The organism is Streptomyces sp. NPDC006487 (assembly GCF_042870555.1).
Classification (GTDB): domain Bacteria; phylum Actinomycetota; class Actinomycetes; order Streptomycetales; family Streptomycetaceae; genus Streptomyces.
Map to the genome: position 1 here is coordinate 1 of NZ_JBIAHN010000008.1, position 15286 is coordinate 15286.

The 15286-nt window shown below is 71.3% G+C and carries 11 protein-coding genes and 1 pseudogene; 7 read left to right on the forward strand and 5 right to left on the reverse strand.

Annotated elements, in window-relative coordinates; translation table 11 throughout:
• Positions 1-327 precede the first annotated feature (327 nt).
• On the reverse strand, positions 328-2430 hold the full coding sequence (locus ACFYM0_RS15010; RefSeq protein WP_388501022.1) for a PhoX family protein: 2103 nt from the start codon (positions 2428-2430) through the stop codon (positions 328-330).
• 292 nt (positions 2431-2722) lie between these two features.
• On the opposite strand from ACFYM0_RS15010, the gene ACFYM0_RS15015 reads away from it, so the two are divergent.
• Entirely contained in the window at positions 2723-4327 is a 1605-nt protein-coding gene (locus ACFYM0_RS15015) for a VWA domain-containing protein (protein WP_388501025.1), read from the forward strand.
• Between the two features lie 87 nt (positions 4328-4414).
• On the opposite strand, the gene aspS is transcribed toward ACFYM0_RS15015, so the two are convergent.
• Positions 4415-6220, reverse strand: a complete 1806-nt coding sequence (gene aspS, locus ACFYM0_RS15020; RefSeq protein WP_388501028.1) for an aspartate--tRNA ligase — start codon at positions 6218-6220, stop codon at positions 4415-4417.
• 136 nt (positions 6221-6356) lie between these two features.
• On the opposite strand from aspS, the gene ACFYM0_RS15025 reads away from it, so the two are divergent.
• The 3 genes from ACFYM0_RS15025 to ACFYM0_RS15035 all read left to right on the forward strand — a co-directional run bounded on the left by ACFYM0_RS15025 (position 6357) and on the right by ACFYM0_RS15035 (position 11412).
• Positions 6357-8570 carry a SpoIIE family protein phosphatase gene (locus ACFYM0_RS15025; RefSeq protein WP_388501031.1) on the forward strand — a complete coding sequence of 738 codons (2214 nt, stop codon included), beginning with the start codon at positions 6357-6359 and terminating at the stop codon, positions 8568-8570.
• 80 nt (positions 8571-8650) lie between these two features.
• A complete protein-coding gene (locus ACFYM0_RS15030; protein ID WP_388501033.1) occupies positions 8651-10291 on the forward strand; it encodes a hypothetical protein in 1641 nt (546 codons plus the stop codon).
• A 74-nt stretch (positions 10292-10365) separates the two neighbouring features.
• Positions 10366-11412, forward strand: coding sequence for an AI-2E family transporter (locus ACFYM0_RS15035; protein ID WP_388501036.1), 1047 nt, complete (start codon positions 10366-10368; stop codon positions 11410-11412).
• Here the strand turns inward: ACFYM0_RS15035 and trpS are convergent, their stop codons facing one another.
• A complete protein-coding gene (gene trpS / locus ACFYM0_RS15040; RefSeq protein ID WP_388501038.1) occupies positions 11413-12471 on the reverse strand; it encodes a tryptophan--tRNA ligase in 1059 nt (352 codons plus the stop codon).
• A 414-nt stretch (positions 12472-12885) separates the two neighbouring features.
• Here trpS and ACFYM0_RS15045 point away from each other — a divergent pair, with 414 nt between their 5' ends.
• Entirely contained in the window at positions 12886-13080 is a 195-nt protein-coding gene (locus ACFYM0_RS15045) for a hypothetical protein (RefSeq protein WP_388501763.1), read from the forward strand.
• A 129-nt stretch (positions 13081-13209) separates the two neighbouring features.
• On the opposite strand, the pseudogene ACFYM0_RS15050 reads toward ACFYM0_RS15045, so the two are convergent.
• Positions 13210-13479: pseudogene (locus tag ACFYM0_RS15050) on the reverse strand (hypothetical protein); the annotation flags it as partial.
• 73 nt (positions 13480-13552) lie between these two features.
• Between ACFYM0_RS15050 and ACFYM0_RS15055 the strand changes: the two are divergent.
• Entirely contained in the window at positions 13553-13756 is a 204-nt protein-coding gene (locus ACFYM0_RS15055) for a hypothetical protein (RefSeq protein ID WP_388501039.1), read from the forward strand.
• Positions 13757-13810: 54 nt separating this feature from the next.
• On the opposite strand, the gene ACFYM0_RS15060 is transcribed toward ACFYM0_RS15055, so the two are convergent.
• Entirely contained in the window at positions 13811-14767 is a 957-nt protein-coding gene (locus ACFYM0_RS15060) for a cupin domain-containing protein (RefSeq protein ID WP_388501041.1), read from the reverse strand.
• A 331-nt stretch (positions 14768-15098) separates the two neighbouring features.
• On the opposite strand from ACFYM0_RS15060, the gene ACFYM0_RS15065 reads away from it, so the two are divergent.
• Positions 15099-15224, forward strand: coding sequence for a hypothetical protein (locus ACFYM0_RS15065; RefSeq protein ID WP_268254146.1), 126 nt, complete (start codon positions 15099-15101; stop codon positions 15222-15224).
• Positions 15225-15286 lie beyond the last annotated feature (62 nt).

A 15286-nucleotide genomic window follows, 5' to 3' on the forward strand; every position in this document is an offset into this window, starting at 1 on the left:
CGCGAAGGCGGCCTCCACGGCGAGCGGGCCGCCGCCCAGCACCACGACGGCGCCGGCCGGTATCCGGGCCGCGTCGGGGGGCCCCCGCCGGGCCGCGCCCCCCCCCCGCGGCGCCGCCCCCGCCCCCCCCCCCCGCGGCGGGCGGCGCGGGGGCGCCGCCGGGGGCCCCCCCCCCCCCCCCGGGGGGGCGCGGCGCCCCCGCCCGACGGGGGGGGGGGGCCCGGGGGCGCGGGGGCCCGGGGGGGGGGGGGTTTTTGTCCCACCCCCCCCCCCCCCCCGCCCCCGCACGGGTCAACTCACCTCGGCTCAGGCGTCGGACGTCAGACCTCAGACGCCGATGTTCTTGCCGTCCTTGCGCCAGACCGAGACGACCGCCGGGCGGACGATCTTGCCGGGACCATCGGGCCACACGGACTGCGGCTTCTCGACGGACGCGCCGTCGATCTCGCCCGGGTGCTGCACGGAGACCAGGACGCGCTTGTCCTGGATGAGCGGGCCGCAGGTCTCGGCACCGCGCGGGACGGTCAGGAACTGCTTCAGCTCACCGCGGCGGTCACCGGCGGTCGCGACACCGAACAGGCCGTCGTGCGAGCCGAGCTGGTTGCCGTCCGTGGAGATCCACAGGTTGCCGTGCGGGTCGAACGCGACGTTGTCCGGGCAGGAGATCGGGCTGACCTTGTCCTTCGGGAAGCCCGCGAAGTAGGTCGCCGGGTCGTTCGGGTCACCCGCGACCAGGAAGAGGCGCCAGGCGAAGCCGTCGCCGGCCGGGTCGTCGAAGTTCTCGGCGAGCTCAAGGATCTGGCCGTGCTTGTTCAGGTTGCGCGGGTTGGCCTCGGTGGCGCCTTCCTTGCCCGGCTTGCCGCGGTCGGTGTTGTTCGTCAGCGCGATGTAGACGCGGCCGGTGCGCGGGGACGGCTCGACGTCCTCGGGACGGTCCATCTTGGTCGCGCCGACCTTGTCACCCGCGAGGCGCGTGAAGACGGACACCTCTTCGGCGGTCATGCCCTCGACGTGCGAGACGTTCCCGGCGGGAGAGGAGGTGAGGAGCTTGATCCAGACGCCGGAACCGTCGAACTCGCCGTCGGAGGGGAGCTTGCCGGTGCCGTCGAACTCGGCGACCGGGGTGTCGCCGGTGAGCTTGGCGACGTAGAGGGTGCCCTCGTCGAGCAGCGTGAGGTTGTGCTCCTTCGCCGCGCGCGAGGCGCCCTTCTTCATCTGCTTCGAGGAGACGAACTTGTAGAAGTAGTCGAAGCGCTCGTCGTCGCCCATGTAGACGACCGGGCGGCCGTCCTCGGTCAGGCGGGGCTGCGCGGCCTCGTGCTTGAAGCGGCCGAGCGCGGTGCGCTTGCGCGGGACGGAGTTCACGTCGTACGGGTCCAGCTCGACGACCCAGCCGAAGCGGTGCGACTCGTTGGGCTCCTGCGCGACGTCGAAGCGCTTGTCGAACCGCTCCCACTTGCGCTCGGTGGCGCCGGCCGTCACGCCGTAGCGCTTCAGGCGGGCCGCCTGGGTGGGGTCGGTGACCAGTCCGGCGTTGCCGAAGTACTGGTTGAAGTTCTCCTCGCCGTGGAGGGTGGTGCCCCACGGGGTGGTGCCGCCGGCGCAGTTGTTGAGGGTGCCGAGCACCTTGGTACCGGTGGCGTCGACCGAGGTCTTCACCAGGTCGGTGCCGGCGGCCGGACCGGTCAGCTTGAACTCGCTGGTGGCGGTCAGACGGCGGTTGAGGCGGTGGCGGCTGACGGCCGTCAGCTTGCCGCTGCGGTGGTCCTCCTGGACCGCGACCACGGACAGGCCGTGCGCGGCCCAGGCGATCTCGACCTGCTCGCGGGTCGGGTTGGCCGCGTCGTACGCCTTGAACATGAGCTGCTCGTCCGTGTACTCGTGGTTGGCCACGAGCAGCTGCTGGCGCTCGTAGTCGCCGCCGAGCGGGAGCAGGCTCAGGAAGTCGTTGTTGTAGCCGAACTGGCCGGCCTGGGCGGCGGCGGTCTGCTTGTCCGGGTTGAAGCCCGGCGCACCCTTGACGATCGGGTCGCCCCAGCGGATGACCACGTTCTGCTCGTGGCCCTCCGGGACGGTGACCTGGTCGACGGTGTTCGGCGCGACCGGCTTGAAGCGCAGACCGCGGGCACCCTCCGCGTTGACCCCGGCGGCGCCGGCGCGCTGCGCCTCGACCGTCGGGTCCGCGGAGGCGGAGGAGCCGTTGCCGCTCAGGGTGATGGCCGTACCGGCGGCCGAGGCGACCGTGACGACGGCGGCGGAGCGGAGCATCGCGCGGCGGGAGTAGGCGCGGGCTATGACATCACCGGCGTACTCGTTGTCGCTGGTGTTCGGCACCTCGTGGAAGCAGGCGTCGCCGCAGCGGTAGCGGCAGGTGAGAGCGGAACGGCCGCCCCCGTGAGAAGTGCCGATGAGCGGCAGGAGCTTGCGCACGAGTGTCCTCCGTAGATGCACGGTCCCCGACAACGTGTCGGAACAATCCGTCGGTGACGCTATGGGCGGGTTGCGCCGAAGCGGCGGCCGATGGGTGAACGCCGGGTGAATCCGGCACGTCGGGGCGGCAGTTCGGGGGCGGAACGGGTGTGTTTGCGCAGTGGGCGCCACGAAAGGTGCCCCTCCCGAAGTTCCAGCCAAGGGGCCGATAACCTTACGTGTCCACTCTGGGCAGGGATCTACCGCGCCTCACGGACAAATGACGCACGCACTCATGCGAAAGGCCTGGCCCATGGGTATTCGGAGCTTGTTGCGCAAGGTGTTCGGACGGACCTCTGAATCGGTTCCGGAGACGACCGGCACCCCTTCGGCGGCCCTCCCGAGCCAGACCGAACGCACCCCCCTGGACGCGGCGGCCGAGCTGGTCGCCGCCTCCTTCGACAACCCCACTGTTCCCCCGCAGTCCACCCCCCGGGACCTCGAACCGGGCACGGTGCTCACCGCCCCGGCCCCGGCGTCCAACCCGGACCCCACGGTCCCGGAGGCCCGCCGGTCCTCCACCGGGGGTTCGCCGGCAACCCCGGCGGCGCCGCCCACCACGACGGCCCCGGCCACCACCGAAGCGGAGCCCGTCTCCGCCGAAGCGGAACCGGCCGCGGAGGAGACCCCGATCGCCGCAGCCGAGGCTGTCACCGAAGCCGCAGCCGAGGCTGTGGCCGAGGCCGAGGCTGTGATCGAAGCCGAGGCCGAAGCCGAAGCGGAGGTTGTGGCCGAGGTCGAGGCCGAGGTCGAGGTCGAGGTCGAGGCCGAGGCCGAAGTCGAGCCCGAGGCTGTGGCCGAGGTCGAGGTCGAGGTCGAGCCCGAGGTTGTGGCCGAAGCCGAAGCCGAGGTTGTGGCCGAGGCCGAAGCCGAGCAGCTCGACGCTCCGGCGTCCGAAGCCGAAGCCGAAGCAGCCACCCCCGAGGGCGAGCCGGTCGCCGCCGAGGCCGAGCCGGCCCTGGCCGCAGTGCCCGAGGAGGAGCCCGCCGCCGAGGCGGACACCGAGCCGCAGGCCGACGTAGCGGCCCCGGAAGCGGACACCGAGACCGAGGCGGAGCCGCAGGCCGCCGCCGAGGCCGAGGCCGAGCCCGTGGCGGCCGACGCCGCCGCGCCGCAGGCGCAGGACACCGCCCAGGCGGAGCCTGCCGATACCCAGGAGGCCGAGGCCGAGCTCCTCCCCGCCGATGCCGCCGAAGGCGGCCCCGCGCACACCCTCGCCGCCCTCAAGCGGCAAGCGCCCCCGCTCGCGGCCGCGTACAAGGCCGCCGGACAGGTCCTGCGCACCAAGGGGAAGGCCGGCGCCCGCGCCACCGTGTTCCTCGTGCTCGACCGGTCGGGCTCGATGCGCCCGTTCTACAAGGACGGCAGCGTCCAGCGCCTCGCCGACCACACCCTCGCCCTCGCCGCTCACCTCGACGAAGAGGCCACCGTCCGTACGGTGTTCTTCTCCACCGAGCTGGACGGCACGGCCGACCTGTCCCTCGACGCCTACGACGCGGCCTGGGTCGAGGCCCGCCACGCGGAGCTCGGCCGGATGGGCCGCACCAGCTACCACGTCGCCGTGGAGGCCGTCGTGGAGCGCTACCAGAAGGACGGCGGCGAGGGTCCGGCCCTGGTCGTGTTCCAGACGGACGGCGCGCCCGACAACGTCCGCCCCGCCCGCCAGGCGATCGCCGACGCCGCCACCGCGGCCCCCGGCATCCACTGGCAGTTCGTCGCCTTCGGCGATCACGATGCCAAGGCCTTCGACTTCCTGCGCAAGCTGGACGCCGACAACGCCGGCTTCTTCCACGCCGGCCCCGCGCCGGCCGAACTGACCTCGGCGGCGCTCCTGAAGGGCCTGCTGGACCACATCTAGACCCAGCGGCTCAAGACAGCCGAATGAGACCGCCGCCCTCCATGGAGGGCGGCGGTCTCATTCACGGCCGTCAGGCCGGTGAGCACGTCACTGGTGGGGCTTGACCGCCTTGTCGACCGGCTCGGTCGTCTTCGTCTCCACCGGCTTGCGCAGCGCGATGTTCAGCTCGCGCAGGCGGGACTCCTCCAGGATGGTGGGCGCGCCCATCATCAGGTCCTGCGCGTTGCCGTTGAGCGGGAAGGCGATGGTCTCGCGGATGTTCGGCTCGTCGGCGAGCAGCATCACGATGCGGTCCACGCCCGGGGCGATGCCACCGTGCGGCGGGGCGCCGAGGCGGAAGGCGCGCAGCATGCCCGCGAACTCGCGCTCGACGGTCTCGGCCTCGTAACCGGCGATCTCGAAGGCCTTCAGCATGACCTCGGGCTCGTGGTTGCGGATGGCGCCGGAGGACAGCTCGATGCCGTTGCAGACGATGTCGTACTGCCACGCCAGGATGTCGAGCGGGTCCTTCTCCTCCAGGTCCTTCATTCCGCCCTGCGGCATGGAGAACGGGTTGTGGGAGAAGTCGATCTTGCCGGTCTCCTCGTCCGCCTCGAACATCGGGAAGTCGACGATCCAGCAGAAGCGGAAGACGTCCTCCTCGAACTGTCCGGCGCGCTTGGAGGCCTCGACGCGGACGCCCGCCATGATCTTGGAGACCTCGTCGAACTCGCCCGCGCCGAAGAACACGGCGTGACCGGCGGCCAGGCCGAGGCGCTCGGTGAGGACCTTGACGTTCTCCTCGGTGAGGAACTTGGCGATCGGGCCGGTCAGGCCGCCGTCCTCGCCCACGCGGACCCAGGCCAGGCCCTTGGCGCCCAGCGAGATCGCGTACTCGCCGAGGCCGTCGAAGAACTTGCGCGGCTGGCCGGCGGTGTCCGGGACGGCCAGGGCGCGCACGTGCTTGCCGGCGAACGCCTTGAACTCGGAGCCCTCGAACACGTCGGTGATGTCGACGAGCTCCAGCTTGGAGCGCAGGTCGGGCTTGTCGTTGCCGTACTTCATCATCGACTCGCGGAAGGGGATCCGCGGGAACGGGGAAGTGACCGGGCGGCCCTTGCCGAACTCGGTGAAGATCTCCGTCATCAGCCGCTCGATGGGCTGGAAGACGTCCTCCTGCTCGACGAAGGACATCTCGACGTCGAGCTGGTAGAACTCGCCCGGCGAGCGGTCGGCGCGGGCGTCCTCGTCGCGGAAGCAGGGCGCGATCTGGAAGTACCGGTCGAAGCCGGAGATCATCAGCAGCTGCTTGAACTGCTGCGGCGCCTGCGGGAGCGCGTAGAACTTGCCCGGGTTCAGGCGGGACGGGACGACGAAGTCACGGGCGCCCTCGGGGGAGGTCGCGGTGAGGATCGGGGTCGCCATCTCGTTGAAGCCGAGGGCCACCATCTTGGAGCGGATGGAGGCGATGACGGCCGAGCGCAGCATGATGTTGCGGTGCATGCGCTCGCGGCGCAGGTCGAGGAAGCGGTACTCCAGGCGGCGCTCCTCGTTCACCCCGTCGTCCGTGTTGATGGTGAAGGGCAACGGGGCGGAGGCGCCGAGCACCTCGACCGCGGTGACCTCGACCTCGATGTCGCCGGTGGCGAGCTCGGGGTTGACGTTGTCCGCGCCGCGGGAGACGACCTTGCCGTCGATGCGGACGACGGTCTCCTTGGTGACGCTGCTGAGCGCCTCGTTCGCGGCGGTGCCGGGACGGGCGACGAGCTGCGTGATGCCGTAGTGATCACGCAGATCGATGAAGAGGATGCCGCCCAGGTCGCGCCGATTGTGCAGCCAGCCGCTCAGCCGGACGTCGGAGGCGACGTCGGAGGCACGAAGCTCGCCGCACGTGTGGGACCTGTACCGATGCATCAGTCATCCAGTTCTACGTGATACCAGGGTGGATTCAACCGTCCCAAGGTTACCGTCCGGGACGCGAGCCCGTGCGGGGCCGCCCGACGGGGTGGTGAACAGGCACGTCAGGCGGATGACCTGTAAAGATGACCGGGTGCGCACAGAGGACGTCCTGGCCGCCATCGCGACCGGTTTGTGGCGATGGGACAACGCGTCCGGGACGGTCACCCTCGACAGCGAGGCCGCCCGGCTGCTCGGGCTGCCCGCCGAGCCCGTCGCGCTGCCCGAGGTCGCCGTGCGCTCGCGCTTCCACCCGGTGGACTGGAACGAGATCAACGGCATCGTGAACCTCGCGGTCGCCGAGGGCACCCTCGCCGAGGCCCGGCTGCGGATCATGGACGAGGACGGACGGGTGCTGCGGACGGTGCGCAGCCGCTCGAAGCCGCTGGAGAACCGTGGCGCGGACGGCCGCCTCGACTACGAGCTGATCGGCACGATCCAGGAAATAGCCGAAGCCCAGCCCGGCACCACCGCCGTGCACACCCCCATCACCGGCGACTGGCGCCGCTCGCGCGAGGCGTTCCTGCTCGACGCCGGGCGGGCGCTGGCCGAGGCCCGCTCCACCGCCGAGGTCCTGCGGGTGGCGGCCTCGCTGTCCATGCCCGGGTTCATCCCCGACGGTCTGGCCGTCTTCGGTGTGTCCGGCGACCGGCTGTCGATCATCGGGCACCACGGGCACGATCCCGGGGACGAGGGCCCCTTCGCGGACATGCCGCTGCAGACCGACTACCCGGCCGCGGAGGTCGTCCGTACCGGGCGGGCGATCTACCTCCCGAGCCCCGACGACTACAAGCGGCGCTTCCCGGCCACCTGGCCGCTCGCCCAGCGCTTCGACCGGATCTCCTGGGCCTTCCTGCCGCTGATCGTCGCCGGCCGGACCATGGGCGCCTGGATGGCCGCGTTCAAGCACCCGGTGTCCTTCTCCCCCGACGAGCGCTCCGTCCTGACGACGGTGGCCCGGATGCTCGCGCAGGCGCTCCAGCGCGCCGGAGTGGCCGAGTCCGAGCGGGAGCTCACCACGGGCCTCCAGCGCTCGATGATGCCCCAGCTGGGCCCCGAGATCCCCGGGATGACCCTCGCCGCGCGCTACGTGCCGACCGGCGGCGGGCTCCAGGTCGGCGGGGACTGGTACGACATGATCCCGCTGCCTTCGGGACGGTTCGCGCTGGTCATCGGCGATGTCCAGGGCCACGACGTCCGGGCGGCCGGGCTCATGGGCCAGCTCCGGATCGCGGTGCGCGCGTACGCCTCCGAGGGCCACCGGCCCGACGCGGTGCTCTCGCGCGCCTCCCGCTTCCTGGCGGGCCTGTGCTCGGAGCAGGACACGGGGCCCAGCACGGGGCCGGGCATCGTCGGGGAGACGGGCGGGTACTCCGATTTCCAGAGCCCGCGCTTCGCGACCTGCCTCTACGTGGAGTGCGATCCGCGGACCGGCCTGCTCGAGGTGGCCCGCGCCGGGCATCCCGACCCGGCCGTGCGGATGGCCGACGGCACGGTCCTGATGCGGCCCACGGCGGGCGGGCTGCCACTCGGCATCGTGCCGGACACCGACTACCCGACGACGCGGTTCACCCTGGAACCCGGCGAGACGATGATGCTGTGCACCGACGGGCTCATCGAGACGGGCGGGCACGACCTCGACACGGGCTGGGCCCGGCTGCGGGCCATCCTGGAATCGCAGACCCCGTACGCCGCGCAGGACGCGGACCCGGAGCCCCGCCACCTGGAGCGGCTGGCCGACCTGCTGGTCCAGGCGGTGCACGGCCCGTCCTCGCACCACACCACCGGCCCGCTGGCCGACCGGCGCGAGGACGACATCGCCGTGGTCCTGCTCTGCCGCGAGGGCGAGGGCTGCGGCTGCGAGACCCCGCTGCTGCACCCGTCGCGGCCGGCCCGGCGCACCATGACGACCGTCGCCCAGGCGGAGCCGGAGCGGGTCGCCGGGGTCCGCCAGCAGATCCGGGAGCTGCTGCACGACTGGGCGGACCCGGAGCAGGTCGACGCGGCGGTGCTGATGGTCTCCGAGATGCTGACGAACGTACTGGTCCACACGGACGGGGACGCCGCGCTGGTCGCCGAGGCCGTGGGCGAGCTCGGCTCGCGCCGGCTGCGGGTGGAGGTGGCGGACGCCTCCGACGAGCTGCCGCACAAGCGGCACCCGGGAGAGATGGCGTCGAGCGGGCGGGGCGTCCTGCTGCTGGAGATGCTGGCGGACGACTGGGGCGTCGACCCGCGCGGCGAGGGCAAGTCCACGTGGTTCGTGCTCCTCGAACAGTCCAAGCCCGCCGAGGCGGGGAGCGACTCCTAGTACAACCATCCGGTGGCGTGAGCGGTCCCTTCACCGGTCGGTCCAGTGACCGGCCGATGAACGGATCCCCGGGGGGACACATGAACAAGCGCATCAGCGCCGTGCTCTGCACGGCAATCGCCACGGCGGCCGTACTGGCCGCGCCCACGACCGCCCAGGCGGCCGATCCCCATCCGACGTTCTTCGTCATCTCGGCCGACTCGGGCATCCTGCTCAAGTTCCCCACCCCGGAGCAGCCCAAGGGCCTCAAGGTGCACCTGCGCCCGAAGGGCACGTCCACGCCGGCCGCCACCCTCACGAGCTTCTCCGAGACGGAGCGCTGCGAGTCGATGTGCGACTCGGACATGCCCGAAATGACGAAGTACCTCACGACCGGCCCGCTGCGCCTCGCCGACCTCGGGCAGTACGCCGTCGACGTGGAGTACGTGGGAACCGAGGGCGAGCCCGTCCTCCACAAGGACCGCTCGGCCCTGAGCTACGTCCCGCGGCCGGTGTTCGAGAAGGTGAACTACTCGAACGGGGTGTCGCTGGCGAAGCGGGACGCGGTCGTGTCCGGTGACATCAAGATCTACGACCCCCGCGACAGCTCGCTGAAGCCGTTCGCGGGCGGCACGGTCACCCGCCGGATCGGCACCGTCGCGACGCCGGTCACCGCGGACGCGCAGGGACACTTCGAGTCCAAGGTCGTGATCACCGGTTCCGAGCCCGTTCACGAGGACCACATCGATTACGGCTGGTACCACGTGCACGTGGACCTCGCGACCGAGCTGAACGGCGCCAAGGAAGCGACGCACACGGAAGTCAACGTGAACTCGGTGAGGGCCCGCATCACCCTGGACTCCCCGACGCAGACCGGCGCCTACGCGACCCGGGGCAAGGTCGGCGGAACCGTCGCCTGGGAGTCTTCTGACGGCACGTACAAGCCGGCACCCGCGGGCATCGCGGTCAAGGTCGGCGCGGAGAGCGTCAACACCGACGGCTCGGGTCGCTTCACCGCGTCCCCGAAGTTCCTCGACGACAAGCCGTGGACGGTCGTCGAGAACTCTCCCTGGCTGTACGGAAGCGGCCCGCAGGTGAAGGTGAACACCACCGCCGGCACCCTGTTCACCGGCTTCACGGCCGCGGTGGACAAGAACAAGACCGTCACGGTGAAGGCCCAGTTCGACCGCGGTGAGATCCCGGCCGGCACCACCTCCCTGAAGGTGGAGGTCCAGCACTCGGCGGACGGCAGGACCGGCTGGACCACCCGCAAGAGCGTGGACGTCACCACCAGGCCCGGCGCCAACACCCCCGCGTACATCGAGTCGACGCTGCCCTACCCGGGCGCCGGCTACGTCCGGCTGCGGTACGCGGGCACGAAGGCCATCCACGGCTGGGCCACCCCCGCCGTCAAGGTGGCCCGGACCATGACGGCCATCCCGGACTTCAACGCCTCGCCCGAACCGGTCAGGAAGGGCCGGACGATCACCGTCACCGGCAAGCTCACCCACGCCGACCCCACGTGGAAGCCCCTCGCCGGCCAGAAGGTCCAGTACTACTTCCGTCCTGCCGGAAGCACCACGTGGCGTTTCCTGACCTGGGACATCACCGAAGCCGACGGCACCTTCAGCCAGACCTTCGGCGCCGAGGTGACCGGTTCCTGGATGGCCCGCTACGAAGAGACCGACGCGACCCACTTCTTCGCCGAGAGCCGCGTCGACGAGGTCATCGTCAAGCCGTGACACCCGCTCCCCGGGGCCGCGCTCCCCGGCGGGGCGCGCCCGGGGGCGGCCCCCCGGCCGTGTATGGATGAGCCGTGCCGACAACTCCCCTGCTGCCCGCGCCCGTACGCCGCCTCGCCGCCTGGTGCGTCGTCGTCCTCCTCGCCGCCGCCGTCCTCGCCCTCGTGGTGTGGCTGTGCGCCGTCTTCCGGACGGTGGTCACGCCCGTACTGCTCGCCGTGCTCGGCACGGCCCTGCTCGGGCCGATGCACCGGCGGCTGGTCCGCATGAAGGTCAACCGCTCGCTCGCCGCGGCCCTCACCTGCCTGACCGTGGCCACCGTGGTCGGCGGGGCCGGCTACATCGTCGTCCTCGCGCTCATCGAGACCGGCGACCAGATCATCGACTCCCTGCGGAAGGCCGGCGCGGACCTCGCGCAGCATTTCGGGGCGCTCGGCACCTCCCTGGAGGACGTGGCCGAGAACTCCAAGGACCTGCTCGCCAAGTTCGGCGGGACGGCCGCCTCCGGCGTGGTCACCGGGCTCAGCGTGGTCGCGACGATGCTCGCGACGGCCCTGCTGGCCATGGTGCTGATCTTCTTCTTCCTCCGCGACTCCGACCGGGCCGTGGGCACCCTGCGCTCGATGGTGCCGAGCGGCTCGGGCGACCTGATGGAGGCGATGGGGCGGCGCGCGTACGGGGCCGTCGAGGGCTTCATGCGCGGGACCACCTTCGTGGCCCTGGTCGACGCCGTGCTCATCGGCGCGGGTCTGCTGATCCTGCGGGTCCCCGGCGCCGTGGGGCTGGCCGCCCTGGTGTTCGTGACCGCCTACATCCCCTACCTCGGCGCCTTCCTCTCCGGCGCCGTCGCGGTCCTCGTCGCCCTCGCCGACCGCGGCTGGGTGATCGGCCTGTGGGCGCTTGGCGTGGTGCTGGCGGTCCAGATGATCGAGGGGTACATCCTCCAGCCCATGGTGCAGAGCCGCACCGTGCAGATGCACCCGGCGGTGGTCATGCTGGCCATCACGGCCGGAGCGAGCGTCGCCGGCATCCTCGGGATGCTGCTGGCCGTACCGCTGACCGCGGCCTTCTTCGGGGTGGTCTCGGAGCTGAGGTCCCGGTACGCGGCCGAAGCCGCCTGATCAGTACGCCATCCCCATCGCGGCGCGGACCTCGGCCAGGGTGGTCTCGGCGACCGCGTTCGCGCGTTCGTTGCCGGCGCGCAGGACTTCGCGCACGTGGCCGCGGTCGGCCGCCAGCTCCGTACGGCGTGCCCGCAGGGGTGCGAAGTGTTCGTTGACGGCCTCGGTGACGACCTTCTTCAACTGGGCCGCGCCGCCGTCGCCGATCTCCTGCGCGACCGCGTCCGGGTCCCGGTCCTGGCACAGCGCGGCGAGCAGGACGAGGCTGGAGACCTCGGGGCGGGCGGCCGGGTCGTAGGTGATGCGGCGGACCGCGTCGGTCTTGGCGCCCTTCAGCAGCCGGGCCGTCTCGTCGGCGGTCGCCGACAGGGTGATCGCGTTGCCCCGGGACTTGCTCATCTTGGTGCCGTCCGTGCCGAGCAGCAGCGGAGCCGCGGACAGCAGGGCCTCCGGCTCGGGGAAGACCGGCCCGTCGGCCCCGTAACGCTCGTTGAAGCGGCGGGCGATGGTGCGGGTGACCTCCAGGTGCGGGAGCTGGTCCTGGCCCACGGGCACCACCCCGGCCTTGCAGAAGAGGATGTCGGCGGCCTGGTGCACCGGATAGGTGAACATCAGCCCGCTCACCGAAGCCTGCCGGGAGTGCGCGATCTCGTCCTTGACCGTGGGGTTGCGGCCCAGTTCCGCCACCGACACCAGGGAGAGGAAGGGCAGCAGGAGCTGGTTGAGCGCGGGCAGCGCGCTGTGCGCGAAGACCGTGGAGCGTTCGGGGTCGATCCCGGCCGCCAGGTAGTCCAGCACGAGCTCCTCGACGTGCTCGCCGAGACGTTCGGCCACGTCCCGGTCGGTGAGCACCTGGTAGTCGGCCACGATCACGAAGGTGTCCACCCCCAGGTCCTGGAGCCGTACCCGGCCCTGCAGCGTCCCGAAGTAGTGCCCCAGGTGCAGCCGCCCGGTCGGCCGGTCCCCGGTCAGCACCCGGAACCCACCCGGACCGGCGGCGATCCGCTCCTCCAACTCGGCGCTGCGCCGCCGGGCCACCGACAGGTCGTACGTAGTCACGGGCTGCTCCTGTTCTCTGCTGGGGGGACCTGATCATCGTGGCCACTCCGGCGGCCCCGGGCCGGGACCGACGGGGTCTCAGTCGTTCGTGGCGTCGCCCTGCGACGGCTCCGAGGGTCACACCAGATACGGACCGGATGATTCAGGTATAGCCGACAAACAAGGGCAATTAATAAAAGAGGTGCAATAAAGGGAAAATCGGCGGACGGATTGCCGACCAAAGACCCGCGGGGTACGGGCGCTCAAGACCCGGGCGAGCCCCACCCAGGGGGGCGTACCACGCCGGTGGGACCCGGGTTGCGGGTTCCTCCCAAACTCCGACGGCCCCCCTTCCGGCTCCTACGGTGAACGACAGGAAACCCGAGCACGCTCGTCCGGCACCCGGGCGAGAACTCAGCGAGAGGCAGGACATCGATGGATGCCACGGACCACCTCACGGCAGGCGCAGGCCAGGGCGCGATGGTGATCGTCGCCGGGGTCGGAATGCTGTTCCTGACCGCGTTGTTCGCACCCAGCGAGTACAGCGAGCGGGCCTTCCGGCTGATGGACTACTGCCGGAAGCCCAGCCCCGATCCGGCCCGGCCCCGCGGCCCGAAGCGAGGGCACTGACGGGCCTCGGAGCGGCTCAGGAGGCGTACGAGGAGACGAGGCGCGCGAGGTGCCGGCCCGCCAGGACGAGGGGGTCCTGTCCCGGGTGACCTGGGAGGTCATCTCGGCGCCCTCCAAGGTGTTGATCACGGTGACCGCCAGGTCGCGCGCCTCCGGCGCCGGGTGGCCGCAGGCCAGGAGCTTCGCGGCGACGAGCCGCTGCCAGTTCGCGAAGGCCCGGGCGCAGGCCGCCTGCAGCTCCGGCAGGCGGCCGACCGACTCCAGGGCCGTGGCCGTCACCGGGCCATGGCCAACCTGTCCTCCGACGTACCCGACAAGGCCCGGGCTGCGGCCCGCTGGGCGCAGGAGCGCGGGGCCTCCTACCCTCACGGGCGGGGTCAACGTCCCGCCGGCCGGCATCGGCCAGGAGGACTCGTCCGTCTTCGTCAGCGGACCCGAGGACGTCTACGCGGCCCACCGCGCGGCGCTCGACGTGCTCGCCGCCACCGACTACCGGGGCGCCGACGCCGGATACGCGCAGCTCTACTACCAGCTCAACATGATCATGTTCTGGACCGCGTACACCGGCTGGTACCAGGCCCTCGCCGTGGCGCAGGCCAACGGCCTGACGGCCGCGGACATCGTGCCGTACGCCGGCTACACCGCCGACACCCGGGAGGCGGCGCCGGCCGCCTGAGGGCGGGCGCGGGGCCGGGCGCGGGGCCGAGCCCCCGACGGGGTCCGCGCCGGCCTACGCCTCGGGGTCGGCCCCGCCCGTGCCGCCGACGTCCGGGAGCCCGATCCGGAACCTGCCGAACCGTGCGCCGTCCCGGGCGGCGAAGAACCGCTCCAGCAGGCCCTCCTGCGCGAACGCCCCGCTCAGCCGCTCCCGGACCTTCCGCAGCACCTCCTGCGGGTCCTCCTGATTCCCGAAGCGCAGCAGCTCGGCGCACATCGCTTCGTCCTCGCGGAGCTGCTCCAGCAGCCAACGGACCAGGTCCATGCCGGTGGTGCAGGGGACCGAGCCGGTGATGTGGAGCGACGGGCCCTCCTCGGTCACCGGGTCGTGCCAGAAGCCCCGCGGCAGGAAGAGCACGTCGCCGGGCGAGAGCACCAGCTCGTCGATGACCTCGGTGGGCGGCGTGCCCATGGCCGAGTCCGCCGGGTGCATGGAGAACTCGTTGCGCCCGAAGATGCGCCACCGCTTCCTGCCCTGGAGCTGGATGACGAAGACGTCGTGGTTGTCCCAGTGGACGTTGAAGCTGCCGGTGGGCGCCCAGGCAGCGTAGAGGTTGAATTCGAAGTCGCCGTGCAGCCTGCGCTCGAACGCCTCGGAGAGCTGCGACACCCCGGGGTGGATCTCGTCCAGGTACCTCATCGCGAGCGTGTGGCCCGCGCCGAGCGCCGCGCGCAGCTTCACCGGGTCGAGGCGGACGCGATGGCGACCGCGACGGACGGTACGCGATTCCATGTACGCGGCTTCGGCCAGCGCTTTGCCGTCCCGCGCCAACCGCATCTGCGGGGACCGGAGCTGATGCGTTTCCAGGAGCTCGTTCAGGTCGTCCCAGCCGAAGACGTCCCTGATCTTCTCCGCGGCCCCGGGGAACACGCGGTGTTCGCGGTGATAGGTCTTCGACAGGAAGTCGCCGGCCGTCAACGTGGAGACGAAGTCCTCCATCGCGCACGAGAGATCTCTTGTGTATTCCATGATTCCTCCGTGATTCTCCAATGATGACTGCCCGGGAGCTTCTCCCGACGGCCTTCGCCGGACAAGAGCCGAAGGTGCTCATGAAGTGACGTTGCAGGAGGCTGAGGGCGGCCAGTACCAGCCGGGCCCGTTGCCCTCCGCTTCCTGCAACGTCACTTCATGCTCCACTGCCGTCATTGCCGCGCCGCCGCCCCCTGGGCAATTCTTGTTTCAGCAGGCAGGCAGATGCTTCGGAACGACCGGGGGAAACCTTCGGAAAACTCCGGCTCGACCCTGCCGAATCAAATGAACAGGGGAGTCGGCGGACTCCCCTCCCACGAAAGGAATAATCATGGACTCCCAGGACACGAAGAACATCGAGCTCGTCGAGGAGAAGTCGGTGCTCGAGGACATCGAGATGCTGGCGTGGCCGCGCAACCTGGCCGTTGTTCCCGCGGATGTCCTCGACCTGGTCTAACACAGGGACGAGGGGCGGGCCGGCGCACCCATCGGGCCGTCGGCCCGCCCCGCCTCTGAAGC

Excerpts from the sequence above, each read along its gene's own strand:
- ACFYM0_RS15060 (WP_388501041.1), bottom strand. The coding sequence starts at position 14,767 with ATGGAATACACAAGAGATCTCTCGTGCGCGATGGAGGACTTCGTCTCC.
- aspS (WP_388501028.1), bottom strand. The coding sequence starts at position 6,220 with ATGCATCGGTACAGGTCCCACACGTGCGGCGAGCTTCGTGCCTCCGAC.
- ACFYM0_RS15065 (WP_268254146.1), top strand. The coding sequence starts at position 15,099 with ATGGACTCCCAGGACACGAAGAACATCGAGCTCGTCGAGGAGAAGTCG.
- ACFYM0_RS15030 (WP_388501033.1), top strand. The coding sequence starts at position 8,651 with ATGAACAAGCGCATCAGCGCCGTGCTCTGCACGGCAATCGCCACGGCG.
- ACFYM0_RS15015 (WP_388501025.1), top strand. The coding sequence starts at position 2,723 with ATGGGTATTCGGAGCTTGTTGCGCAAGGTGTTCGGACGGACCTCTGAA.
- ACFYM0_RS15045 (WP_388501763.1), top strand. The coding sequence starts at position 12,886 with ATGGATGCCACGGACCACCTCACGGCAGGCGCAGGCCAGGGCGCGATG.